This window comes from Streptomyces sp. NPDC052016, from assembly GCF_044548445.1.
In the GTDB taxonomy this organism is placed as follows: domain Bacteria; phylum Actinomycetota; class Actinomycetes; order Streptomycetales; family Streptomycetaceae; genus Streptomyces.
In genome coordinates this window covers 41812-66836 of sequence record NZ_JBIUBX010000010.1, presented here as the reverse complement: position 1 = coordinate 66836, position 25025 = coordinate 41812, and the positions used below count along the sequence as shown (strand labels likewise).

Below are 25025 nucleotides of genomic sequence, written 5' to 3'. Positions count from 1 at the left end.
AAATGAAGAGTTCTGACGAGCCGTGACGAGAGGACGCCTCCGTGGACGACGACCGGCCCGACGTGCTGCTCACCGGGCTGCTCTTCTACGACCTGGTCCTCACGGGTCTGGGAAAGGCTCCCACCCCGGGCGAGGAGATCTGGACGACGGGGATGGGCTGCGGCCCCGGCGGCATCGCCAACCTGGCCGTGGCCGCCTCCCGCTTCGGCCTGCGGACCTCCCTCGCTACGGTCTTCGGGGACGACTTCTACGGCGCCCACTGCCGGGAGGTCCTCGCCGGACAGGAGGGCGTCGACCTCACGCTCTCCCGGGTGGCGCACGGCCGGCCGACCCCGGTCACCGTCGCCCTCGCCCTTGCCCACCCCCGCTCCGGCGAGGGGAGGACCGTCCACGACCGGGCCCTCGTCACCCACGGCCAGGAGCCGCCGTACTCGCAGGACGCGCTGGTGGGCGACCCGCCCGCGGCGCGCACGGCCCTCGTGCACCTCGAGGCCGAACCCCGCGCGTGGATCGGCAAGGCCGCCGCGAACGGCACGCGGATCTACGCCGACGTCGGCTGGGACCCCACCCAGCAGTGGTCCCGCGACCTGCTCGACCAGCTCGCCCTGTGCCACGCCTTCCTCCCCAACGAGACAGAGGCGATGGCCTACACCCGCACCGACAGCGCCGTCGCGGCGCTCGGCACGCTGTCGGAGCTGGTGCCGGTCGCCGTGGTGACGCGCGGCGGTGACGGCGCGCTCGCCGTGGACCAGACCACGGGCGAGTACGCGGACGTCCCCGCTCTCGACATCGATGTCCTGGACCCGACCGGCGCCGGCGACGTCTTCTGCGCCGCCTTCGTGACGGCCTCGCTCGGCGGCTGGCCGCTGGAGGAACGGCTGCGGTTCGCCGTACTCGCCGCCGGGCTGTCGGTGCGGCATCACGGCGGGGCACTGGCCGCCCCGGGCTGGTACGGCGTCGACCGCTGGTGGCGCTCCCTGACCGACCCCGGGCTGAAACGGGCGTACGGCTTCCTCGCGGACCGGCTGCCGGCCGACCCCGGCCCCCCGGTCCGGTACGCCCCCGTCACCCCGCCCGCACCGCACGGCTGACCCACCCCCTCCCCGACTCCCCCACGTACCCCTCGTACGCGAAGTCCCGAACAGATCCGAAAGGCGGTGGGAGCTGTGCGGCTCTCACGAAGAGGCCTGCTCCGCGCGGGCCTGGCCGGTACGGCCGCCACGGCGCTCGGCGGCCTGGCGGCCGGCTGCGCCGTTCCGACCGGCTCCACCGGCCGGAACATGGTCCTGTGGTACTGGAGCGGCGGCCTGAGCGACACCGTCGTCAAGAACGCCAAGGCCCGGTACGACAGCGCGGTGAACCTTCAGGCCCTCCAGATCGGCGGCTACTACCGTTCAAAACTGCTCACCACGATGGCCGGCCGTGCCCATATCCCCGACATCGCCGGCCTCAAGGGCGAGGACATGGCGTCCTACCTGCCCAACGCCGACCAGTTCGTGGACCTGCGGACGCTCGGCGCGGACCGGTACAAGGACCAGTACCTGTCGTGGAAGTGGGACCAGGGCATCGCCGACGACGGCACGATGATCGGATTCCCCATCGACTGCGGCCCGGTCGCGCACTTCTACCAGTACGCCGTCTTCCGGAAGGCCGGCCTGCCTTACGAGCCCGCCGACGTGTCGGCGCAGCTGAACACCTGGGAGAAGTTCTTCGCGGCCGGCGAGCGCCTCAGGAAGCGGATCCCGGGGACCTACCTGCTCACCGACGTCAACGCCGTGTTCGAGAACGTGGTGAACCAGGGCAGTGAGCGGTACGTCGGCAAGGACCGCCACTTCATCGGCGACCAGGAGCACGTACGCAACGCCTGGGCGCTGGCCGTGGAGGCCAAGCGCCGCGGGATCGTCTCGAACATCGTCAACGGCACGCCGGACCAGCTGTCGGCCGTCGAGTCCGGCAGGCTGCCCAGTCAGCTCGGCGCCTCCTGGGCGACCGGCGACCTGAAGAACGGCGTCCCGAAGACCGGGGGCAGGTGGCGGGTGGCCGACATGCCCGTGCGGCCCTCCAACAACGGCGGCTCGTTCCTGTCGATCACCAAGGCGTGCCGGGAACCCGAGCAGGCCTTCCGGATCATCACCTGGGTGCTGGGCGCGGCCAACCAGGCGCAGGGCTTCGTCGACGCCGGGCTCTTCCCCTCCACCCCCGCCTCGTACGGCATGAAGCAGCTGCGCGAACCCGATCCCTTCTTCGGCGGCCAGGTCACGATGGACGTCTTCGGGCCCGCCGCACAGAAGATCACGGTCGCCTACAACAGCCCGTACGACGTGGCGCTCGGGCAGCCCGTCAAGGACGAGATCAAGAACGTCGGCGTCCTCGGCAAGGACCCGGACAAGGCCTGGAGTGACGCCATGAGCAAGTGCCGGCGCATCGCCAAGCACCTGGGGGTGAGCTACTGATGGCCACCGTCCCCGCGCTGGAGAAGCCTCCGGTGACCGTGGTGGAGACCCCCGCCGCACGGCCCCGGTCGGGCCTGCGCAGGCACTGGCACCTCTACGCCGCGATCTCCCCGTTCTACCTGCTGTTCCTCGCCTTCGGCCTGGTCCCCGTCGGCTTCTCCTTCTACCTGTCCCTGCACCGCTGGGACGGCCTCGGCTCGATGGAGTGGGCGGGCCTGTCGCAGTACCGGTACCTGCTGAGCGACGGTGACTTCTGGCAGTCGATCGGGAACACGATCGTCATCTGGGCGCTGGCCACCTTCCCCATGATCTTCCTGGCGATGGTGACGGCCGTGATGCTCAACTCGGCGGTCCGCTTCCGCAAGCTCTACCGCTTCGCCTACTTCCTGCCGAACGTCACGTCCGTCGTGGCGATCGCGATCGTCTTCGGCTCGGTGTTCTCCACCAACTTCGGCCTGATCAACGCCCTGTTGCAGGCCGTCGGTCTCGACCAGGTCGCGTGGCTGAACACGCCGTGGGGCATCAAGGTGGCCATCGCCACGCTGATGACCTGGCAGTGGACCGGCTACAACGCGATCATCTTCCTCGCCGGGCTGCAGACCGTTCCGGGCGAGCTGTACGAGGCCGCGCGCATCGACGGTGCCGGCCCGGTGCAGACGTTCTTCCGGGTCACGCTGCCGATGATGCGGCCCGTGCTGCTGTTCGTGCTGGTCGTCTCGACGGTGACCGGTCTGCAGAGCTTCTCCGAACCGCAGGTGCTGCTGCAGAACACCGCCAACGAGTCGACGTTCTCCGGCGGTCCGGACCACGCCGGCCGCACGATGGTCCTCTACTTCTTCCAGCAGACCTTCGACAACAACGACTTCGGCTACGGCGCCGCCGTGGCGTGGGGCATCTTCCTCGTCGTCGTCCTCTTCTCGATCATCAACTGGCGCCTGGTGCAGCGCCGGGGCGAAGAACAGGGAGCCTGACCGCCATGGCATCCATACGGAACACGGGGCGTCCCCAGGGGACTTCGGGTTCACGGCGCCGGGGCATCGCCCTGCACGCGGTCCTGGTCGCCGGACTGCTGCTGTCGGCCTTCCCGTTCTACTGGGCCGTGATCATGTCCACGCACACCTCGTCGGAGATCTTCTCCTATCCGCCGAAGCTGCTGCCGGGCTCGCACTTCACGGAGAACGTCCGCAGCCTCCTGGACGCGATCGACTTCTTCGGGTCGATGGCGAACTCGCTGCTGGTCGCGACGACGGTGACCTTCCTCGTCCTGTTCTTCGACTCGCTGGCGGCCTTCGTCTTCGCGAAGTTCGACTTCCCGGGCAAGCGCATGCTGTTCGTGCTGCTCATGTTCATCTTCATGGTCCCGGCGCAGCTCGCGGCGATCCCGCAGTTCGTCATCATGGCGAAGATCGGCTGGATCGGCTCCATGACGGCACTGATCGTGCCGGCCGCCGCGAACGCCTTCGGGATCTTCTGGATGCGCCAGTACATGAAGGGCGCCATCCACGACGAACTCCTCGACGCCTCCCGCATCGACGGCGCGCACTTCCTGCGCCAGTACTGGCACGTGGCGCTCCCGGTGGTCCGGCCGGGCCTGGCCTTCCTCGGCATCTTCACCTTCATGGGCCAGTGGAACGACTACGCCTGGCCCCTGATCGCCCTGACCGACCCGGACAACGTGACCCTCCAGGTGGCGCTGTCCCAGCTCAACGGAACCCACGGCACCACCGACTACGGCATGGTCATGACGGGCGCGCTGCTCGCCCTGATCCCGCTGCTGATCGTGTTCGCGATCGGCGCCCGCCAGATCATCGGGGACCTCGCCAAGGGAGCCATCAAGTGACGGACCCCCTGCTGGCGCTGCGCCCCTGGGAGGCACCGGAGGTGACCTCCTGGGGGCGGCTGCCCATGAACACCGTGGACCGCAGGGCCGGGGCGCTGTCGCTGGACGGCCCGTGGCGCTTCCAGCTGCTGCCGGCGCCCGACGCCCCCGTGGGCGCGGTGTGGTCGTCGACGCGGGTGCCCGGTGCATGGACCATGCAGGACACGGGCGACCTTCCGCAGTACACGAACGTCCGTATGCCGTATACGGAATTCCCGCCGCGGTCGCCTGCGGACAATCCGACGGGCGTGTACGAGCGCGAGGTGGAGGTGCCCGCCGAGTGGTCCGGGCGCCGGATCGTGCTCCAGGTCGGCGCCGCCGAGAGCGTGCTGCTGGTCCACGTGGACGGGCGGCCGGTCGGCCTGTCGAAGGACTCCCACCTGGCCGCCGAGTTCGACCTGACGGGGGTCGTGCGCGCCGGGGAGCGGGCCGTCGTACGTCTGACGGTCGTCAAGTGGTCGGACGCGTCGCACATCGAGGACCAGGACCAGTGGTGGCACGGCGGGATCACCCGCCCGGTGCTGCTGTACGCGACCGATCCGCTGCATCTGGCCGACGTGGCCGTGCGGGCGCGCCGGGACGGGGAGCTGCGGGTCGACTGCCGGGTGCGGGACGCCGCGGGCGCCCTGCCCGGCGGCTGGTACGTAACCGGGGAGCTCGACGGGCTTCCGCTCGCGCGCGACACCGCGCTCGACCGTGCCCACGAGGAGGACGGGCGGGTCTCCGGCTTCCTGGGCGAGGTCCGGCTGCACACGGTCGTCCGTGCGGTGCGTCCGTGGAGCGCCGAGACGCCCGAGCTGTACGGGCTGACCGTCCGGCTGCACCGCGCCGACGGCACGGTCGCCGACACCGCCCGGTACCGCGTGGGCTTCCGCGACGTGGCGGTCGTCGGCCGGGATCTGCTGGTCAACGGCGAGCGCGTCTTCGTCCGGGGCGTCAACCGGCACGACTTCCACCCGCTGACCGGCCGCACGGTGTCGCCTGAGGACATGCGCGCGGACCTGGTCCTGCTGAAGCGTTTCGGCTTCAACGCGATCCGCACCGCGCACTACCCGAACGACCCGGCGCTGTACGACCTGGCCGACGAGCTCGGTCTCTACGTGGTCGACGAGGCGGACATCGAGTCCCACGACCACGCCCACGAGATCGCCGACGACCCGCGCTACCTGAACGCCTTCGTGGACCGGGTCTCGCGGATGGTCCTGCGGGACAAGAACCACCCGTGCGTCATCGTCTGGTCGCTGGGCAACGAGTCCGACTACGGCGCCCACCACGACGCGGCGGCCGGCTGGGTGCGCCGGCACGACCCGACCCGGCCGGTCCAGTACGAGGGGGCGGCCAGACGCGGCTGGGCGGATCCGGACCTGGCCTCGGACATCGCCTGCCCGATGTACGCGCCGCTGGAGGACTGCCTCGCGCACGCCCTGTCCGGGCGGCAGACCAAGCCGCTCATCCAGTGCGAGTACTCCCACGCGATGGGCAACAGCAACGGCACGCTGGCCGACCACTGGGCCGCCATCGAGGCCACCCCGGGTCTTCAGGGCGGGTTCATCTGGGAGTTCTGGGACCACGGGATCCTCCAGCGTGTGAGCGACGGAAGACCGGCCGGGCGTGGGGGCGCCGGCCTCTACGACAACGGTGTCACCGCACCGGGCCACCGCTGGGCGTACGGCGGCGACTTCGGGGAGCCGTACCACGACGGCGCGTTCGTCGCCGACGGGGTGGTCTTCCCGGACCGCACGCCCAAGCCGGTGCTGTACGAGCACCGGGAGCTCGCGGCGCCGCTGCGCCTGCGCTGCTTCCGGCACGAGGGGCTGGTCCTGGCCAACCACCAGCACTTCCGCGGCCTGGAGTGGCTCGCGGCCGAGTGGGAGCTGTCCCTGGCGGACGGCGGCACGCTGACCGCGCCGGCCGAGCTGCCCGCGGTGCGGCCGGGCGAGACGGCCGTGGTGCCGCTGCCGTTCGAGCTGCCGGCGGACGGCGGCGAGGCGTGGCTGACGCTGCGGGTGACCACGGCCGAGGACCTGCCGTGGGCGCCGCGCGGTACGGAGGTGTGCGCTCCGCAGCTGCGGTTACGCGCGGCCGTGCCCGCGCAGGAGGAGCCGGCGGTGGCGGCCCCGGTGGAGGTGGACGGTGACGGGCTGCTCGTCCACCCGCTGCTGACCGCCGCCCCGACGCTGTCGCTGTGGCGGGCGCCCACCGACAACGACGAGTTGGGCGGGATCGCGACGCGCTGGCGGGAGTGGGGGCTGGACGCGCTCGTGCGCAGGCCGCTCTCCGTGCACCGGGACGGCGTGTCGGTGACCGTCGTCGCGGAGTACGCGGGCACGACCGGTGTGGTCCGGCACCGGCAGGTGCTGACGCCGGTCGAGGGCGGGCTGCGGATCGACGAGGAGGCCGAGCTGCCGGAGGAGTTCGACGACGTGGCGCGGGTCGGGTCGGTCTTCGAGACGGTCGCGGGGCTCGACCTGCTGGAGTGGTTCGGGCAGGGGCCCTGGGAGTCGTACCCCGACCGCAGCGCGGGAGCGCCTGTGGGGCACCACTCCCTTCCCGTCGACGCGTTGTTCACCCCGTATCTGCGTCCGCAGGAGAGCGGGGGCCGCCACGGGGTGCGGCGGTTCACGCTGACCGCGCCGGACGCCACGGGCCTCGCGGTCACGCTGGACGAGCCGCGCCAGGTCTCCGTCACCCGCTACCGCGCCGAGGACCTGACCGCCGTCGCCCACCACGACGAACTGGTGCCGCGTCCCGGCTGCGTGGTGCACCTCGACGCGGCGCACCGGGGGCTCGGCACGGCTTCGTGCGGCCCCGACACCTTCGCCTCCTACCTCGTCGCCCCGGGCGTCCACCGCTGGAGCTGGACCCTGCGCGTTCTCTGAACCACCCGACCCCGAACCTGGTCCCGATCCCGATCCCCCAGCGGACTTCCGTTACGGAGCACACGTGTGCACTTCGCATGCCCATGAAGAGGGCGAGGCGTCCCGGGCCGGCGCCGGGCGCCGCGGCTTCCTGAGGGCGACCGCGCTGCTCGGGGCGGCCGCCACGGTGGCGGCGGCACTGCCCGCCGCCGACGCCGTGGCGGCGTCGCCCCGGTGGCGTCCCGACCCCGACAGCCGCCGGTTCACGCTCGCCGTCATGCCGGACACGCAGTACCTCTTCGACGGGCCGAGCATCGACGGCGCGCCCGTCGAGGCGTCGCTGCGCTACCTCCTGGAGCACGGCGGGGACGAGAACATCGTGTTCCTGTCCCACCTGGGCGACCTCACCCAGAACGGCACGAAGGCCGAGATCACCGCGATCAGCGAGGCGTTCGGGCTGCTCGACCGGCGCGGGGTCGGCTACAGCGTCCTGGCCGGCAACCACGACGTGAAGGCGTCGACGACCGACCAGCGCGGGGCGAGCCCGTATCTGGACGCCTTCGGCCCGCGGCGCTTCCAGGGCAGGAGGACGTACGGCGGGGCCTCCCCGGACGGCTACAACAGCTTCCACCTCTTCCGGGCCGGCGGCCGGCAGTGGATGGTGCTGGCGCTGGACTGGCGGCTGTCCGACCAGGGGTACGCGTGGGCGGCCGGCGTCCTGGCCCGGCACCCGAGGACGCCCGTCGTCCTCACCACCCACGAACTGGTCGCCGGGGACGACTCCCTGTCCGCGTACGGGCAGCAACTGTGGGACCGGCTGATCGAGGACCACGACCAGATCTTCCTGACCCTCAACGGCCACTACTGGCCCGCCGGCCGGGCGGTCCGCAGGAACGCGGCGGGGCATGACGTCCACCTGCACCTGACGAACTATCAGAACCGTTACTTCGGCGGCGCGGCGATGATCCGCCTCTACCGCTTCGACCTCGACCGCGACGTCATCGACGTGGAGACGGTCTCGCCGTGGATCCTGGGCCGGGCCGCGCGGGGGCTCAACGAGCTGGAGCGGCAGGAGATCGAACTGAGCGGGGACGCCGACCGGTTCACCGTCGCGATCGACTTCGCCGAGCGGTTCTCCGGCTTCGCCCCGGTGCCGGCGCGCCCCGCACGGCCCGCCTCGGCGATGCTGGTTGCGGGGACGGCGGCCTACTGGCGCTTCGAGTCGCCCGTGGACGGCGGCACCGTCCGCGACCTGTCCGGGCGCGGCAACGACCTCACCGTCGTCACGGTCGGCGGGGGCGCGCTGGGCTGGTCGGCGGACCACCACCCCGACCAGCCGGGGCACGGCAGCCTGGAGTTTCAGGGGTTCAAGTCGCCGCTGAGGGGGGCGTACCTGCGCACGGTCGACAGCGCTCCGCTCAACTCGTCGACGTTCACGCGCGGTTACACCGTCGAGGCGTTCTACCGCCTTCCCGCCGACTGGGACCCGGCGCACCACGCGTGGTCGGGACTGGTGGGCCGGACCGGCACGGGCGGTGCCGCCGGGAAGACGGCCGACGACACCGAGGAGCCGCTCGCCACGCTGTCCCTGTCCAACGACCGGGAGCCGCAGTGGGCGGTGCGCCCCCTGAACCAGGAGGGCATCGCCACCAACTGGGGCCAGGAGACCCCGCTGGAGACCTGGTGGCACCTGGCGGTCGTCAACGACGGCCGGCACACCACCCTGTACGTCGAGGGCTGTCCGGTCGTGCGCAACCCGAGGGCCGCCGCGGTCGGCATCTCCTCCGTGGGCCTGCCGTGGCTGCTCGGCGGATACGAGTACGGCGGCGCTATCGACCAGATCCTGCACGGCCGGCTCGGTGACGTCCGGATCGTCGAACGGGCGCTGCCCGTGACCTCCTTCATGAACCACTGACCCCCTGACGAGGATCACCGTGACCGAGCAGCAGCTCCCCACCTGGGCCGATCCGGCCGTCTCCCCCGCCGGCCTCGAGGCGCAGGGTGTGTCCCGGCGCGGACTCCTGCGCCGCGCGGGCCTGTTCGGGGCCGCGTTCGCCCTGGGCGGGGCGGCCACCCCGGCCGTCGCCGCCGCCGGCCGGGGCCACGGCGGTGAGGACCCGCGCCTCGCCTACCTGGTCGGCGACCACCACGTGCCCGGTCTTCGTGGACGTCGTGGGCTGAAGCGCCGGTGAGGGGCGCGGGGCTGTCTCGATGTGCGGCTCCGCCGCGTGGGCGGGCCCAGCCACGAACCGGCCTCGCGGTTCCCCACCCTCACCGGCCCCTACGGCACCGCACCCTCGAGGGGCGCAGGCCGCGCTGCTCGCGGTCGCCACCCGCCCCCGGTCCTCGCGGGCCCTACGCGTAGAACCGCGAGAGGCTCTGCAGCACGGCCGCCGGCTTCGGGGCGCCCTCGATCTCGATCGTGCCGTCGACCGTGATCTGGACGCCGCCGGGCACCTCCACGACCTCCGCCAGCCTCCCGGACAGGCGGATCCGCGAGCCGGCCTTCACCGGTGAGGGGAAACGGACCCTGTTCAGCCCGTAGTTGACCTTCGTGGTGACGCCCTGGACGTCCAGCAGTTCGGTGAAGAGCGGGATGAACAGGGAGAGCGTCAGGTAACCGTGGGCGATGGGCGCGCCGAAGGGGCCGCCCTTCGCGCGCTCGGGGTCGACGTGGATCCACTGGTGGTCCCCGGTCGCCTCGGCGAACGTGTCGATGCGCTCCTGGGTGACCTCGATCCACTCGCTGGTGCCCAGATCGCTGCCGGCCAGCTTCTTCAGCTCGTCGAGGCCGTTGACGGTGATGCTCATTCGGGGTTCCTCACATGGGAGTTCGACTCAGGGGTGGTGCCGTACCGGGAGCGCACCCTGGCTTTCAGGAGCTTTCCGGAGGCCGTGCGCGGGAGTTCGTCCGCGACCACCACCGACTTGGGGATCTTGTACTTGGCGAGGCGGCCGGACAGGGAGGCCAGCACCTCGTCGGGGTCGAGGGCGGCGGCCTCGCGGGGGACGACGACCGCGCGCGGCACCTCGCCCCACGTGTCGTCGGGCACGCCGATGACGGCGCACTCGACGATGTCGGGGTGGGAGAGCAGCAGGTCCTCGATCTCGGCGGGGTAGACGTTCTCCCCACCGGAGATGATCATGTCCTTCATACGGTCGACGATGTACACGTAGCCGTCCTCGTCGACCCGGGCCGCGTCCCCGCTGCGGAACCAGCCGTCGGCGAACGAGGCGGCCGTCTCCTCGGGCAGGCCCCAGTAGCCGGGCATGACGTGCGGGCCGCGCACGACCACCTCGCCGGTCTCGCCGGCCTCGACGGGCGCCAGGTCGGGCCGTACGACCCGCACGTCGCTGAAGAAGTGCGGCACGCCGGCCGAACCCGCCTTGCCGGTCGCGTGCTCGGCGTCCAGGAAGAGCGTGCCGGGGGCGGCCTCGGTCATGCCGTAGCCCTGGAGGAAGGTGAGGCCACGCTCCTGGTAGGCGGCGATCAGCGGGGTGGGGACCGGGGAGCCGCCGCAGGTGAGGATGCGCAGGGACGACAGGTCGGCGTGGGGCCAGCGCGGGTGGCGGGCGATCCGGTCGAACATCGTCGGCACGCCGAACATGAAGGTGATGCGGTGCCGTTCGACCAGGTCGAGGGTGGCCTCCGGGTCGAAGGCCTCGACCAGGACGCAGGTGCCGCCCTTGAGCAGCACGGGCAGGGTCAGCATGTTCAGGCCGGCCGTGTGGAACAACGGCGCGGAGACCAGGGCCCGTTCGTCGGCGATCAGGTCGGTGTCGACCAGGACGTTGAGCGCGTTCCAGGTGAGGTTGCCGTGGGTGAGCATGGCGCCCTTGGGGCGGCCGGTCGTGCCCGAGGTGTACATGATGACGCAGGTGTCGTCGGCGCCGACCGGCTCGTCGATCGGCTCGTCCGGCGCCGACGCCAGCGCCAGCTCGTACTCGGCGCCGACCTCGACGGAGGTCCGGACGTCTGTGCTGCCGGGCAGCCCGGCGACCAGGCCCGTGTGGGATGGGGCGTGGACGAGTGCCTTGGCGCCGGAGTCGGCGAGCTGGTAGGCGATCTCGGGGCCGGCCAGGCGGGTGTTGAGCGGGACGAAGACCGCGCCGAGCATGCCGGCCGCGAACAGGGTCTCCAGGTAGGAGGGGTGGTTCGGGCCGAGGTAGGCGATGCGGTCGCCGCGGCGGACGCCCCGGGCTCGCAGGGCGTGGGCGAGCCGTGTGGTGCGTGTGTGCAGTGTGCGGTAGTCGGTCGACTGTTCACCGTGGACCAGGGCGGTGCGGTGCGGGGTCTTGCGGGCCCGGCGTGCGGGCCACGACCCCAGTCCCTCGTTGCGCATCGTTCACGCCCCTTACGGTGTGGTGAGTCCGAGCAGGCGGGCGGCGTTCTCCTTGAGGATCTTCGGTTTCACCTCGTCCTTGATCGTCAGCTTGTCGAAGTCGGCGAGCCAGCGGTCGGGGGTGAGGACGGGGAAGTCGGAGCCGAAGAGCACCTTGTCCTTCAGCAGCGTGTTGGCGTACTGCACGAGTTGCGGCGGGAAGTACTTCGGCGACCAGCCGGACAGGTCGATGTGCACACCCGGCTTGTGCGTGGCGACGGCGAGGGCCTCGTCCTGCCAGGGGAACGACGGGTGCGCGAGGATGATCTTGAGGTGGGGGAAGTCGGCGGCCACGTCGTCCACGTGCAGCGGGTTGGAGTACTTCAGCCGGATCCCGCCCCCGCCGGGCACGCCCGCGCCGATGCCGGTCTGGCCGGTGTGGAAGAGGGCGATGGCGCCGGTCTCCTCGATCACCTCGTACAGGTCGTAGGCGACCGCGCGGTCGTCGGGGAAGAAGCCCTGGATGCTGGGGTGGAACTTGAAGCCCTTGACCCCGTACTCCTCGACCAGGCGGCGGGCCTGCCGGACGCCCGCCTTGCCGCGGAAGGGGTCGACGGAGGCGAAGGGGATGAGGACGTCGGCGTTGGCGGCTGCGGCCTCGGCGACCTCCTCGTTGGGGACGGGGGCCGTGCCGGTCGCGGACTCGGCGTCCACCGTGAAGATGACGGCGGCCATGTTCCGCTCCCGGTAGTAGGCGGCCGTCTCCTCGATCGTCGGCTTCCGCGCGCCCTCCACCTTGAAGTAGGCGGAGGAGGCCTCGTGGAGGTCGTCGTCGAGGGACGAGTGGCCCCGGGAGGAGACCTCCGCGTGGGTGTGGACGTCGATCGCGACGAGTCCGTCGACGTTCATCGAGCGCTGCATCACGCCTCCGGGAGCTTCGGCGCCGGGATGCCGACCGTCTGCAGTTCGGCGCCGACGGAGGCGGGGAAGGCGGCGGCGAGGGTCTCGGGGGTCCAGCCGCCGTCGGCGTAGGCGGCGCGGATCTCCTGCGGATGCGCCCAGAGTGCCACCTTGTCACCGCCGATGCCGATGGCCTGACCGGTGATGCCACGGGCGGCCTCCGAGGCGAGGAAGGGCACCAGGGCCGCGCAGTCCTCGGGGGTGCCGAAGCCATCGCCCTTGCGCAGGAGGTCCGGCAGCGGCTCGCCGTTCCTCATCGCCTCGACGTACGGCGCGAAGGCGGGGATGGTCTCGGTCATCGCGGTGGCGGCGACCGGGACGATCGCGTTGACGGTGATGCGCGCGCGGCCCAGCTCCATCGACCAGGTGCGGGCCATGGCGGCGATGCCGGCCTTGGCGGCCGCGTAGTTGGTCTGGCCGAAGTTGCCGCGCTGGCCGGCCGGGGAGCCGACGAGGATCAGCGTGCCGCCCTCGCCCTGCTCGCGCATCCGTACGGCGGCGGCGCGGGCGCAGGTGAAGGTGCCCTTGAGGTGGGTGGTGATCACGGCGTCGAAGTCGTCGTCGGTCATCTTCCACAGCACCCTGTCGCGCAGGATGCCCGCGTTGGTCACCAGGACGTCCAGCCGCCCGAACTCCTCGACGGCGCGGTTCACCAGCCGCTCGGCGGCCTCGGAGGTGCCGACCGGGACCACCTCGGCGACGGCCGTGCCGCCCGCCTCGGTGATGGACTTCACGGCCGCCTCGGCCACGGCCTCGTCGACGTCGTTGACGACCACGGACGCGCCGTGGGCGGCCAGGGCGTGCGCGTAGGCGAGGCCGAGGCCCCGGCCGCTGCCGGTGACGACGGCGGCCTTGCCGGTGAGATCGATGCTGGGCACGGGTGGGTCCCTTCACGAACGGTGCGGCCCCGCGGGCCACGGTCGAGTGCGGCCCCGGGGGGCGACGGTCATGTGCGGCCCCGGGGGGCCACGATGCGGTGCGGCCCCGTCGGCCACGGTGAGGTGCGGCCCGTGGGCCACGGGCAGGTGCGGCTGCGGCTGCGGCTGCGGCTGCGGCTGCGGCTGCGGCTGCGGCTGCGGCTGCGGGATCGAAGCTAAGAGCAATAATTGTGATCGTCAATAGTTGTTGTCGACCTGCGGGTGGGTCATGCTGGAATCTGCACGACGAAACACCCCCGCCGAAGGCCGACCCAGGGAGCCCGCCATCGCCCGCCAGCACGACGCCGTGAACGCCACCCCGATCGACGCGGACGAGCCGTGGATGCGCGGGCTGCACGCCGACACGGGCTACCTGCTCTACCGCCTGGGCCTGCGCTCGGGTCAGCTGTTCAACACGTTCCTGCAGGAGTCGGGGCTGCGGCTGCGCCACTACGCGGTGCTGCGGTTCCTGGCCACCGCCGAGGGCGCGCTCCAGCGCGAACTGAGCGCACGGCTCGGCTACGACCCGAGCGCGATCGTCGGCCTCGTCGACGACCTGGAGAAGCTCGGGTTCGCCGAGCGCCGGCCGGCCCCGGACGACCGCCGCAGCCGGATCGTCGTCCTCACCGAGGCCGGCCGCGCCTTCCTGCGCGACACCGACGAGGCGGGCCTGCGCGTGACGAACGAGCTGCTGGCCCCGCTCAAGAGCGCCGAACGCGAGACGCTGCACGCCCTGCTCCTGCGGATCGCGGAGGACGGGCTCACCTGATGGCCCGCGTATCACGGGAGGACGGCCGCACCTGACGTTGCGCGGATCTCGGGAGGACGGCCGCACCTGACGTTGCGCGGATCTCGGGAGGACGGCCGCACCTGGTGGCCCGCAGGTGATTGACGCCCGCGCGGCGACTGCCTAACTTCACCGGCACCCGGCGTTCGGCACCGGCCCACGCTCGGCACAGCCGCCGGCACCCCCACGGCCACCGTGACAGTGAAGTCGAGGAACCCGCTGCCATGACCACCCGCTCCGCGCCCGACCGGCTGCTGTCCGTGCTCGCCGCGTTCGACCACGCGCACCCGGCGCTGAGCCTCACCGACATCAGCCGGCGGGCCGGGCTGAGCCTGACCACCGCACACCGGCTGGTGGCCGCCCTCACGGAGTGGGGCGCCCTGGAGCGGGACGAGTCGGGCGCCTACCACGTGGGCCTGCGGCTGTGGGAGGTCGCGGCGCTCGCCCCGCGCGGCGTGGCCCTGCGTCAGGCCGCGCTGCCCTACCTGGAGGACCTGTACGAAGCCACGCACGAAAACGTGCAGTTGGCGGTGCGGGACGGCTCCGAGGTCGTCTACACCGAGTGGATCTCGGGGCATTCGGCGGTCGGCGTGCGCATCCGCGTCGGCGCCCGTTGGCCGCTGCACGTCACCGGCGTCGGTCTGGTGCTGCTGGCGCACGGCGGACCGGAACTGCAGGAGTCGTACTGCGCGGCCCCGTTGGGTTCCTACACCGACCACACGATCACCGACGCGGCCCGGTTGCGCCGGGTGCTGGCCGAAGTCCGGCGCGCGGGCGTGGCGGTGAGCGATCGTCAGGTCACCGACGACGCCCTCTCGGTGGCCGCTCCGGTGCGCGGGCCGGGCGGCGCGGTGGTCGCCGCCGTGTCGGTCGTCGTGCCCTACGCGGACGCCCAGGTGCCGGTGCTGGCGCCGACGGTGCGGCTCGCGGCCCGCGGGATATCCCGGGCGCTCGGCTGGCAGCCCGACTGACCTGTTCCCCCTCTGAGGCCGACAGCCGGACCGGCCCCCGCCCTCGACCGACAGCGGCCCGGCCTCCCCACACCACGACCGACAGCGGCCCGGCCTCCCCACACCACGACCCAGCAGCCGGACGGCGGCCTCCCCTCCCTCACCCAGCAGCCGGACCGGCCCCCCTCCCCTCGCCCGGCGCCCGGACGGCCTCCGGAACATCCCTCTCACCGGTGAGGACCGGCCGCCGGCGACTCGCGATACTGGGACGGCCCTGGCCCCGAGGAGCCGCCCATGCAGTCGCCCGCCCGGCCGCCCGACCCCGCCCCCACCTCCGACTCCGCCGCCACTCCCGGCCGCCCCCCGACCGGACGCTCGCGCCGCCCACGCCTCCGTGCCGCGCAGAGCCTGCTCGCCCGGCCCTGGTGGGCGTCCGCCGTGGCCCGGTTGCGGATGGCGAACCCGTACGCCGTCGACTCGGCGCTGGCCGCGCTGGTGCTGTTCGCCGCCTCCCTCCAGTGGATCTTCCCGGACGAGGGCGGCGAACGGCTCACCCCGGTGGGCTGGTTCCTCGGCGCCGCCACCGCCGTCCCGCTGGTGTGGCGCCGGCGGGCGCCGTTCGCCACCGCGGTGGCGGTGTCCGCGGCCACCACGGCGCAGGGCATCCACCACGCCCCGCCGCCGGACGTCATGTACGGCGGTCTGGTCGTCCTCCACGCGACGGCCGCCCTGTCCGGGCCGGCGCAGCGCCGGTTGATGCTGCTGGGCTGGTTGATCGGCGTCTCCGTCACCATCGACCACAAGGAGGGCGCCGACCCCTACAAGTACGCCTTCCAGCTCCTGGGCGTGGTCTGCGCGTACGCACTCGGTGTGCTCGCCCGCGTCCAGCGCGCCTACGCCACCGAACTGGAGGACCGCGCACGGCGCCTGGAGCGTGAGCGGGCCGCGGACACCGAGCGGGCACGGGCGCAGGAGCGGTCCCGGATCGCACGGGACATGCACGACATCCTGGCGCACGCGGTGAGCCTGATGGTGGTGCAGGCGGAGGCCGGGCCGGTCGTGGTGCGCAGCGATCCGGCGCGCGCGGAGGCCGCGTTCGACGCGATCGCGACGACGGGACGGGACGCGATGACACAGTTGCGGCGGATCCTCGGCGTCCTGAAGGAGGAGGAGGGCGGGGCGAGCGCGGGACGGCTTCCGCAGCCGCGGGTGTCCGCGCTCGCCGACCTGGTCCGCCAGGTCGCCGCCTCCACCGGCCTGCGCATCGGGTTGCGCGCCTCGGGCGAGCCGCGCCCGCTGCCGCCGGACGCCGAGGTCGCCGCCTACCGGGTGGTGCAGGAGGCCCTCACCAACACCGTCAAGCACGCGTACGCTTCCTCCGCGGTCGTCGAACTCGACTGGACCAGGGAGGCGTTGACGGTGACGGTGACGGACGACGGGCGGGGCCCCGTGCCCGGCGCGGACGGCGGGCACGGGCTGGTCGGCATCCGTGAGCGGGCCGCCGCCTGCGGGGGTACGGCCGAGGCCGGGCGCGGCCCCGACGGCGGCTTCCGGGTCGTCGTACGCCTGCCGGCCGCCGTCGACCGGCAGGCGGCCCTGGGGTGAGCGTGCGGGTGGTCGTCGCCGACGACCAGGAACTGGTGCGCAGCGGCTTCAGCATGATCCTCGAGGCGCAGCCGGACATCGAGGTGGTCGCCGAGGCCGGCGACGGGCAGCAGGCGGTGGCCGCGGTGGAGCGGCACACGCCCGACGTGGCGCTCCTCGACATCCGTATGCCGGTGGTGGACGGTCTGGAGGCGGCCCGGCGGATCTGCGCCCGGTCCACCTGCAGGGTGGTCATGCTGACCACGTTCGACCTGGACGAGTACGTGTACGAGGCGCTGTACGCGGGTGCCAGCGGTTTCCTGCTGAAGGACGTGCGGCGCGACGACCTGGTGCACGCGGTACGGGTGGTGGCGGCCGGTGACTCGCTGCTGGCGCCCGCGGTGACGCGCCGGCTGGTCGCCGACATCGTGCGCCGCCGCCGCGAGGAGGCCGCCGCCGAGGTCACCCCGCAGCGCCTCGACGTCCTCACGGCCCGTGAGGTGGAGACCCTGCGGATGCTCGCCCGCGGCCTGTCCAACGCCGAGATCGCCACGACGCTGTTCGTGAGCGAGCACACCGTGAAGACCCACGTGAGCAACGTGCTGAGCAAGCTGGGCCTCAGGGACCGGGTGCAGGCGGTGATCTGCGCGTACGAGACGGGGCTGGTGACGCCGGGTTCTCCCGGCGAGAAGGAGCGACCGTGATCGAGACCGGTGTCCTGGGCCCGGACGACCGCGCCGCCTGGGAGGCACTGGCGCGCGGCTACAAGGCGTTCTACCGCACCGAGGTGCCCGACGAGGGCTACGAGGAGATGTGGCGGCGGCTGCGGGACGGGGCGCAGGTGCGGGCCGTCGTCGCGCGGGCGGACGGAGAACTGGTCGGGATCGCGCACTACCTGTTCCACGCCACGGGCTGGATGGCGGACAGCTGTTATCTGCAGGATCTGTACGTCGGCGAGGCGGCCCGCGGCCGGGGGGTGGCGCGGGCGCTGATCGAGCACGTGGCCGAGGTCGCCCGCGGGCACGGCGCCGCCCGCCTCTACTGGACCACCCAGGAGGGCAACGCCACCGCCCGCGCCCTGTACGACAGGCTGGCGCGGTTCAACGGCTTCGTCCGCTACGACTATCCCCTCGCCCAGGGCACTCCCTCGTCGTAGCCGGGCGACGGGGGTCCTCGCCTCGCAGGGCCGGGTTTGCGTACGACTTGCGTCGGGCGCATGGTGGAAGAAGGGGGGCGACTGTGACGGTGAGCGGCGCACGGTCCGTGAAGACAGCGCCGCTTCCAGGCAGCGGCGCTGCTTTTGTGCCGGCAGGCAGGCGCGCTGCTGAACCAGCCTCCGTGAGGTCGAGGAGGCACGATGGTTGCTCTTTCCAACGTGCGGTTCGGCAAGCACAACGATGATGTGAAGGCCGCTCAAGCCGCGCTCATCGCAGTCGGAATGAGTATTCCCGCGGGCGCCACCGGATTCTTCGGCGAGCAGACGAGATCGGCGTACGCGGCGTGGCAGCGCACGCTGGGTTTCGCCGGTTCGGCTGCCGACGGATTCCCCGGCTGTTCCTCGCTGGCGGAGCTCGGTGCAAGAGCCGGGTTCGTCGTGGACTGCCGCCATCCCGGGGCCCTCGCCAAGAGCGCGGTGCGTTTCTCGAGGAATGCGGGACTGGCCGTGGACGAGGCCACGGCCCGCGCCTTCGCCGAGCAGGCGTGCGACAGGACGGGTGCGCCGAGAAGCTGGGTGACCGGCGTCGGCAACGGAGCGAACCTGCTGACGCTCGTGTTCCGTGAGTCGTCCTTCAGGCCGAACGCCGTGAACCGGGACGACGTGAACGCGACCGGCCCGGTTCAGGTGGACGGCGCCAGGCTCAACTGCTCACGCGGCTACGCCCAGGTGATCCCGGACACGTTCGCGGAGAACCACCAGGCGGGCACGTCCGACCGCATCTACGAACCCGTGGCCAACATCGCGGCAGCAATCAACTACATCTGGCGCCGGTACGGTGACCTCTCGCGTGTTCAACAGGCGAACCCGCATCGTGACCCGGCGCCTTACTGAAAGGAGCGAGGGTCATGCCCGCGCTGGCACCGTTCCCCGGAGCGGCATTCTTCCGCGAGGGACGACGCAGTCCCGTGATCGCCGCGATGGGCAGACGCCTGGTGGCGGAAGGGTGCGGGAAGTACCGGACAGGTCCCGGTCCCGAGTGGACCGAGGCCGACAAGCAGTCGTACGCCGCCTGGCAGCGCAAACTCGGGTTCAAGGGAGCTGACGCCAACGGCATTCCCGGCAAGATCACGTGGGACCGGCTCCGCGTCCCGGCGCCCAAGGCCGCCGGCTCCCACGTCACGTCTCCCGTGCCGGGACACAGGGTCACGACCCCCCACCGGAAGAAGGGGCCGCACTGGTCCCTCGGTTATCACACCGGCGTGGACTACGCCGCTCCGCAGGGCAAGCCCTGTGTCGCGGTGCGCGGCGGTTCCATAGCCCGCAGCGGACGCGACCCGAGTTTCGGCAGATTCCTCGTGCTGCGCTCCGGCGGATACGACTACTGGTACTGCCACCTCTCCGAGCAAACCGTGAACGGGGGTTCGGTCAGGGCCGGCCAGAAGATCGGAGAGGTCGGCTCCACCGGGAACGCCACCGGCCCCCACCTCCACTTCGAGAAGCGTCCGGCCGGTGGCGGCTTCGGATCCGACGTGGCGCCCGACTGGTAGCCGGACGCCCAACCCGGCCCGCCCAGCGGTCCAACTGCTCGCACAGGGCCGGCCGCGGGGCGGCCGGCGCCTCGGGGCGGCCCCGTGACTCCTCCCCCGCGGGAGCGAGCCGCGCCCCCGCCTCCCCCGTACGACGGAGGCGCGGAAACCGCTCCTCACGGCGATCCGGCGGCCACCCCTCCCGCACGAGGCTGACGGCATGTCAACCGAAAGCCCCGCCGGGAGGGACCGTGCTGTCCACCATCGCCCGGGCGGCCACCCGCCGCCCGCTCACCGTCGTCCTGCTCTGGGCGTTGTTCCTGCTGCTCGGCTTCGGCCTGGGCACGGGCGTCTTCGGGCGCCTGTCGGACAACGTCCCCGAGGTGCCGGGTACGGAGTCGGAGGCGGCCGCCCAGTACCTCGACCGCGTCGACCACTCCGGGGAGTCGATCACCGCCGTCGTCGAGGGCGTCGCCGTCGCCGACCCCGGGCTGCGCGCGCAGGTCGAGCGGGCCGTCGCCGAGGTCCGGACGATCGCCGGGATCGCCGCCGTACCCGATCCGTATGCCACCCCCCGACTCGTCGCCGGGGACGGGCGGGCCCTGATCATCCCCGTGGCCCTCGACGGCGGTCTGGACGACGACGCCGAGGAGGAGGCCGTCGACGCGGCGGCGGCCCGCATCAAACAGATCGACGCACCCGAAGTCCACGTCAGCGGCGGCCCGTTGCTCGACACGCAGATCGGGAAGCGGGCCCAGGAGGACGTGCGCAACGCGGAGTTGATCTCCCTGCCGGTCGTCCTCGTCCTGCTGCTGGTGGTGTTCGGGGGGCTGCGCACGGCCGCGCTGCCGCTGCTGATCGCGGTGAGCGGGATCGCGGGCGCGTTCCTGGCGCTGTTCGTGTTCAGCGAGGTCACCGACATCTCCGTCTACGCGATCCAGGTGACCACCATGCTGGGCCTCGGACTCGCCGTGGACTACGCCCTGTTGATACTGGTCCGCTTCCGCGAGGAGCGCCGGCACACCGAGGACGTCGTCGACGCCGTGCACCGCACGGTCGCCGCGGCCGGCCGGACCGTGCTGTTCTCCGGGCTGACGGTGGCGGTCAGCCTGACCGGGCTGCTGGTCTTCCCGAGCACCTTCCTGCGCAGCATGGGCCTGGCGGTGGCCGCCGTGGTCGTCGTCGACATGCTGGCCGCGGTGACGCTGCTGCCCGCGCTGCTCGCCCGGTTCGGCGGGAGGATCGCCCCGGCGAAGGTCCGCCCCGAGGGCGAGGAGGGCCGCGTCTTCGCCCGCCTCGCCCGCTTCTCCGCCCGCAACCGGATCGCCGTCCTGGCGGCGGTCGTCCCGGCCCTGCTCGTCCTGGCGCTGCCCGTCGCCGGTATGCGGATCAACATCGGAGACGCCCGGCAGCTCCCCTCCGACACCGAGGCGCGGCAGCTCTACGACACGGTCGACGCGCATTTCCCGCCGGGCACCGGCGTCTCCCCGGTGACGGTCGTCCTCAAGCCGGGCACGGCGGCGGCCACCGCCGACCGGATCCGTGCCCTGTCCCCGCGCGCCGTCTCCCGCGAACTGCCGGACGGCACGGCGGTCGTGGACCTGCCGCCGGGCGGCAGCGCCGACGGCGAGGCCGCCACCGGCCTGGTGGAACGGGTGCGGGAGCTGCGCGGTGACGATCCGGTGCAGGTCACCGGGCCGGCGGCCCGGCTGGTCGACTTCCGCGCGATGCTCGCCGAGCGGGCGCCGTGGGCCGCCCTGACCGTCCTGGCGGGGATCTTCGCCCTGCTGTTCGCCTTCACCGGCTCGGTGCTGCTCCCGCTGCGGACGATCGCGACCACGCTGCTCAGCCTCGGTGCGGCGCTGGGCGCGGTGGTGTGGGTCTTCCAGGACGGCCACCTGGCCGGGCTCCTGGGCGCGGAGGGCCTGGGCGCGCTCAGCCTCACCGCGCCGCCGCTGATCGTCGCGATCGCCTTCGGTCTCGCCATGGACTACGAGCTGTTCATCCTGGCCCGGATGCGCGAGGCCCGGCAGCTGACCGGCGACGACCGGGAGGCCGTGGTCACCGGTCTGCGCCGCTCCGGGCGGGTGGTCACCTGCGCGGCCCTGCTGCTCGCCGTCGTCTTCGGCGCGTTCATGACCGGCGGTTTCTCGCCCATCCTCCAGATCGGCCTCGGCCTCACCCTCGCGGTCCTCATCGACGCCACCGTCGTCCGGATGCTCCTGGTCCCGGCGACGATGGCTCTGCTGGGGCGGAGGGCCTGGTGGGCGCCGGCCCCGCTGCGGCGCGCGCACGAGCGGTTCGGCCTGCGCGAGGAGCAGCCGGCGGCCCGCCCGCCGTCGCCGGCGAACGTCTGAACCCACCCGACGCGCGGACCCGCGCCTCACCTCACAGGCGGGTCCGGGTCCGCGCGTCCGGCACACACGGGCAGTTCCCGAGCGCGACGGCGGGCCTCACACCCCCCGGCCCACGGGAACCACCCCCCGGGGGTGTCTCCGCCCGAGCCGCGCCGCCGCCCACCGGCCGCGAGCGGCAGGGTCGCCGCGCGCCGGATCGCTGATCGCCGCCGGCTCCGCCGCGGGGCGTCCCCGCACCCCTCCCGACCCCCAGCGTCCTCCGGACATCCCCGCATCCTCACCGGAATCTCAGGTTCCGCACCGTTGATTCAAAGGATCGTCCCAGGTAGGAGTCGCACCATGCACACGCAAAGGTGGACATCGCAGGAAGGCGTGCCGTGGGCGTCTCGCACATATCGAACCGGTCCGAGCAGCAGTCGGGGAGGTGGTCGCGTCGTGGAGTGCTGGCCGTGCTCGGCGCGGTGCCGGCCGCCGCGCTGACCGGGTGCGGCGCCGCGTCGGCGGACGCAGCGGAGCAGGCGGGGGGCACGACGGCAACGGTTGCGCCGGCGACGGTCGGCACGCCCACCGCGCGGGCCGCCGCCCCGAGGAAACCGGTTGTCACGGCCTCCCCCGCCGACGGCGCGAAGAAGGCGTCCTTCACCAGCCCGGTGGAGGTCACGGTCACGGACGGCACCCTCGCGTCCGTGACCGTGACCGGCAACGACGGCTCCACCCTGGACGGCGTCTTCGACGACGCCCGCACCCGGTGGACGTCGACCCGGAACCCGTACTCGGGCGTCAAGTACACGGTCACCGCGCAGGCGGAGGGCACCGAGGCGCAGACGTCGACCTTCACGACCAAGGCGCCCGGCGCGACCTTCGTCGGCTCCTTCACGCCCGAGAAGGGCTCGACCTCGGGGGTCGGCATGCCGGTCTCGATCACCTTCTCGCACCCCGTGTCGGACAAGGCGGCCGTCGAGAAGGCGATCACGGTGACCGCCGATCCGGCCGTCGAGGTCGTCGGCCACTGGTTCGGCGACACCCGGCTGGACTTCCGCCCGGAGACGTACTGGGCGGCCGGCACGACCATCACCCTCGGCCTGCGGCTGAGGGACGTCGAGGGAGCGGATGGTGTCTACGGTATACAGTCGAAGGACGTCACCTTCCGCATCGGCCGCGAGCAGATCAGCACCGTGGACCTCGCCGCCAAGGAGATGGTGGTGAAGCGGGACGGCGCGATCCTCGCCACCCACCCCGTCACCGGCGGCGACGCCGACCACACCACCTGGTCCGGGATCATGGTGATCAGCGAGCGGCTCGAGGAGACCCGGATGGAGTCCTCCACGGTCGGCCTCGGCGACGAGTACGACATCGCCGACGTCCCGCACGCCCAGCGTCTGACCACCTCCGGCACCTTCGTCCACGGCAACTACTGGGCGTCCGCCTCGGTGTTCGGCCAGGAGAACACCAGCCACGGCTGCATCGGCCTGCACGACGCGAAGGGCGGGAGCGACAGTTCCGTGCCGGGGTACGCGTTCTACGACAGTTCGATGCTCGGCGACGTGGTGATCGTCGAGAACTCGGGCGAGGGGACCGTCGATCCGGCCAACGGCCTCAACGGGTGGAACCTGTCCTGGGCGCAGTGGAAGGCGGGCAGCGCGCTTTAGCCCATTCGCACCCATTCATGGAATGAACTCACTTGCCCAGGAGGGACTTTCACTGTTTCACCTCTTGACGGTCGGGGTGGCCGGGAGCACATTGGGCCCACTCTGAGAGCGCTCTCACAGCGCCTCCGAGGCACCCGCGCACCCCACTTCCGTACCCGAGAGGCTCCCCCATGAGTGAACCCTCCGGCACTCCCCGCAGGAGACGGCGCCCCCTGAGGCGGGCGCTCGTCGCCGTCATCGGCACGCTGGGCCTCGCGGCGGCGGCCGCCACGGTCGCCTCCCCGTCCGCGAACGCCTCCGCGCCCACGCCCCCCGCCGGCTGGACGCAGGTCTTCCTCGACGACTTCAACGGCGCCGCGGGCACCGGCGTCAACACCTCCAACTGGCAGTACGCCACCGGCACCTCGTATCCCGGCGGTCCCGCCAACTGGGGCACCGGCGAGGTCGAGACGATGACGAACAGCACGAGCAACGTCTCGCTCGACGGCAACGGCAACCTGCGCATCACCCCGCTGCGCGACTCCGCCGGCCGCTGGACCTCGGGCCGTATCGAGACCAACCGCACCGACTTCCAGCCCGCCGCCGGCGGCAAGATGCGCGTCGAGGCACGTCTGCAGATGCCCAACGTGACCGGCACGGCCGCCGAGGGCTACTGGCCGGCGTTCTGGATGCTGGGCGCCCCCTACCGCGGCAACTACCACAACTGGCCCGCCGTGGGCGAGCTGGACATCATGGAGAACGTCCAGGGCCTGAACCGCGTCTGGTCCACGATGCACTGCGGCACCAACCCGGGCGGCCCGTGCAACGAGACCACAGGCATCGGCAACTCCACGGCCTGTCCCAACACCACCTGCCAGTCCGGCTTCCACACCTACTCGATGGAGTGGGACCGCTCGGTGAGCCCCGAGGCGATCCGCTTCTACGTCGACGGCGTCAACTACCACACCGTCACCGCCACCATGGTCGACGCCACCACCTGGAACAACGCCACCAACCACGGCTTCTTCATCATCCTGAACGTGGCGATGGGCGGCGGCTTCCCCGACGCCTTCGGCGGCGGCCTCGACGGCGACACCCGCTCGGGCGTCCCGATGGTCGTGGACTACGTGCAGGTGCTGCAGGCCTCCGGCGGCGGGGGCGGCACCACGCCTCCCCCGTCCGGCAACCGGGACGCCTACTCCGCCATCCAGGCCGAGTCCTTCGACGGACAGTCGGGGACGATCACCGAGACCACCACCGACACCGGCGGCGGCCAGAACATCGGCGCCCTCGCCAACGGCGACTGGGCGCTCTTCCGCGGCGTCAACTTCGGCTCCACGGCGGCCACCCAGTTCAACGCCAGGGTCGCGAGCGGCGCGGCGAACGGCGTCAGCGGCCTCGTCGAGGTGCGCCTGGACAGCCGGAGCAACGCGCCGGTCGGAAGCTTCGCGGTGGGCAACACGGGCGGCTGGCAGTCGTGGCGCACGATCCCCGCGAACACCGCCCCGGTCACCGGCACCCACGACGTCTACCTGACCTTCACCAGCGGGCAGCCGTCGGACTTCGTGAACGTGAACTGGTTCAACTTCGGCCGCTGAGCGGGAAACCGGGCCTCCGGGCCCGATGACGGCCCTCGCCCCGGCGG

Annotated in this window: 21 protein-coding genes and 2 pseudogenes; 19 read left to right on the top strand and 4 right to left on the bottom strand. The window is 72.2% G+C overall.

The genetic code is table 11. The features are described from left to right. The first annotated feature begins 41 nt into the window (after positions 1-41). The 7 genes and pseudogenes from ACIHAR_RS14485 to ACIHAR_RS14455 form a co-directional block, all read left to right on the top strand. Positions 42-1091: a PfkB family carbohydrate kinase gene (locus ACIHAR_RS14485; RefSeq protein WP_400019496.1), complete on the top strand. Its 1050-nt coding sequence runs from the start codon at positions 42-44 to the stop codon at positions 1089-1091. 75 nt (positions 1092-1166) lie between these two features. After that, positions 1167-2453, top strand: a complete 1287-nt coding sequence (locus ACIHAR_RS14480) for an ABC transporter substrate-binding protein (protein WP_400019494.1) — start codon at positions 1167-1169, stop codon at positions 2451-2453. Beyond that, entirely contained in the window at positions 2453-3424 is a 972-nt protein-coding gene (locus tag ACIHAR_RS14475) for a sugar ABC transporter permease (RefSeq protein ID WP_365458120.1), read from the top strand. Before ACIHAR_RS14480 ends, ACIHAR_RS14475 begins: the two co-directional genes overlap by 1 nt. 5 nt (positions 3425-3429) lie before the next feature. Further along, positions 3430-4293, top strand: a complete 864-nt coding sequence (locus tag ACIHAR_RS14470) for a carbohydrate ABC transporter permease (protein WP_400019492.1) — start codon at positions 3430-3432, stop codon at positions 4291-4293. Continuing rightward, the gene (locus tag ACIHAR_RS14465; RefSeq protein ID WP_365458114.1) at positions 4290-7211 is read left to right on the top strand and encodes a glycoside hydrolase family 2 TIM barrel-domain containing protein; all 2922 of its coding nucleotides are present in this window, start codon (positions 4290-4292) and stop codon (positions 7209-7211) included. The genes ACIHAR_RS14470 and ACIHAR_RS14465 overlap by 4 nt, the downstream gene beginning before the upstream one ends. A gap of 64 nt (positions 7212-7275) precedes the next feature. Next, positions 7276-9105, top strand: coding sequence for a LamG-like jellyroll fold domain-containing protein (locus ACIHAR_RS14460; RefSeq protein ID WP_400019490.1), 1830 nt, complete (start codon positions 7276-7278; stop codon positions 9103-9105). A gap of 19 nt (positions 9106-9124) precedes the next feature. Next, positions 9125-9343 (top strand): annotated as a pseudogene (locus ACIHAR_RS14455) (histidinol-phosphatase); the annotation flags it as partial. A gap of 202 nt (positions 9344-9545) precedes the next feature. Here the strand turns inward: ACIHAR_RS14455 and ACIHAR_RS14450 are convergent. Genes ACIHAR_RS14450 through ACIHAR_RS14435 form a run of 4 tightly spaced genes read right to left on the bottom strand, consistent with a single transcriptional unit; the run spans position 9546 to position 13350 of the window. Beyond that, a complete protein-coding gene (locus ACIHAR_RS14450; protein WP_365458108.1) occupies positions 9546-10001 on the bottom strand; it encodes a MaoC family dehydratase in 456 nt (151 codons plus the stop codon). After that, on the bottom strand, positions 9998-11533 hold the full coding sequence (gene menE, locus ACIHAR_RS14445) for an o-succinylbenzoate--CoA ligase (RefSeq protein WP_400019488.1): 1536 nt from the start codon (positions 11531-11533) through the stop codon (positions 9998-10000). Before menE ends, ACIHAR_RS14450 begins: the two co-directional genes overlap by 4 nt. Before the next feature lie 12 nt (positions 11534-11545). Further along, positions 11546-12421 carry an amidohydrolase family protein gene (locus ACIHAR_RS14440; protein ID WP_365458561.1) on the bottom strand — a complete coding sequence of 292 codons (876 nt, stop codon included), beginning with the start codon at positions 12419-12421 and terminating at the stop codon, positions 11546-11548. 11 nt (positions 12422-12432) lie between these two features. Beyond that, the gene (locus tag ACIHAR_RS14435) at positions 12433-13350 is read right to left on the bottom strand and encodes an SDR family NAD(P)-dependent oxidoreductase (RefSeq protein WP_400019485.1); all 918 of its coding nucleotides are present in this window, start codon (positions 13348-13350) and stop codon (positions 12433-12435) included. A 93-nt stretch (positions 13351-13443) separates the two neighbouring features. Between ACIHAR_RS14435 and ACIHAR_RS14430 the strand changes: the two genes are divergently transcribed. The 12 genes and pseudogenes from ACIHAR_RS14430 to ACIHAR_RS14375 all read left to right on the top strand — a co-directional run bounded on the left by ACIHAR_RS14430 (position 13444) and on the right by ACIHAR_RS14375 (position 24978). Then, positions 13444-13569, top strand: coding sequence for a hypothetical protein (locus ACIHAR_RS14430; RefSeq protein WP_400019483.1), 126 nt, complete (start codon positions 13444-13446; stop codon positions 13567-13569). Between the two features lie 163 nt (positions 13570-13732). Then, the gene (locus tag ACIHAR_RS14425) at positions 13733-14158 is read left to right on the top strand and encodes a MarR family transcriptional regulator (RefSeq protein ID WP_365458558.1); all 426 of its coding nucleotides are present in this window, start codon (positions 13733-13735) and stop codon (positions 14156-14158) included. Positions 14159-14400: 242 nt separating this feature from the next. Further along, on the top strand, positions 14401-15147 hold the full coding sequence (locus ACIHAR_RS14420; RefSeq protein ID WP_365458099.1) for an IclR family transcriptional regulator: 747 nt from the start codon (positions 14401-14403) through the stop codon (positions 15145-15147). A gap of 432 nt (positions 15148-15579) precedes the next feature. Then, positions 15580-16731, top strand: a complete 1152-nt coding sequence (locus ACIHAR_RS14415) for a sensor histidine kinase (RefSeq protein ID WP_400019667.1) — start codon at positions 15580-15582, stop codon at positions 16729-16731. After that, positions 16728-17414, top strand: coding sequence for a response regulator transcription factor (locus ACIHAR_RS14410; RefSeq protein ID WP_365458093.1), 687 nt, complete (start codon positions 16728-16730; stop codon positions 17412-17414). The genes ACIHAR_RS14415 and ACIHAR_RS14410 overlap by 4 nt, the downstream gene beginning before the upstream one ends. Next, positions 17411-17866 carry a GNAT family N-acetyltransferase gene (locus ACIHAR_RS14405; RefSeq protein WP_365458090.1) on the top strand — a complete coding sequence of 152 codons (456 nt, stop codon included), beginning with the start codon at positions 17411-17413 and terminating at the stop codon, positions 17864-17866. The genes ACIHAR_RS14410 and ACIHAR_RS14405 overlap by 4 nt, the downstream gene beginning before the upstream one ends. Before the next feature lie 219 nt (positions 17867-18085). Next, on the top strand, positions 18086-18760 hold the full coding sequence (locus ACIHAR_RS14400) for a transglycosylase SLT domain-containing protein (RefSeq protein ID WP_365458087.1): 675 nt from the start codon (positions 18086-18088) through the stop codon (positions 18758-18760). A 17-nt stretch (positions 18761-18777) separates the two neighbouring features. After that, positions 18778-19020, top strand: a pseudogene (locus tag ACIHAR_RS14395) (peptidoglycan-binding protein); the annotation flags it as partial. Positions 19021-19056: 36 nt separating this feature from the next. Next, entirely contained in the window at positions 19057-19416 is a 360-nt protein-coding gene (locus tag ACIHAR_RS14390; RefSeq protein WP_365458556.1) for a M23 family metallopeptidase, read from the top strand. A gap of 230 nt (positions 19417-19646) precedes the next feature. Continuing rightward, positions 19647-21752 (top strand): MMPL family transporter, encoded by a 2106-nt coding sequence (locus ACIHAR_RS14385; RefSeq protein WP_400019477.1) that lies wholly within the window; start codon positions 19647-19649, stop codon positions 21750-21752. Between the two features lie 377 nt (positions 21753-22129). Continuing rightward, entirely contained in the window at positions 22130-23401 is a 1272-nt protein-coding gene (locus ACIHAR_RS14380; protein ID WP_400019475.1) for an Ig-like domain-containing protein, read from the top strand. A 170-nt stretch (positions 23402-23571) separates the two neighbouring features. Further along, complete coding sequence (locus ACIHAR_RS14375; RefSeq protein ID WP_365458081.1) at positions 23572-24978, top strand: glycoside hydrolase family 16 protein; 1407 nt, start codon at positions 23572-23574, stop codon at positions 24976-24978. Positions 24979-25025: the final 47 nt, after the last annotated feature.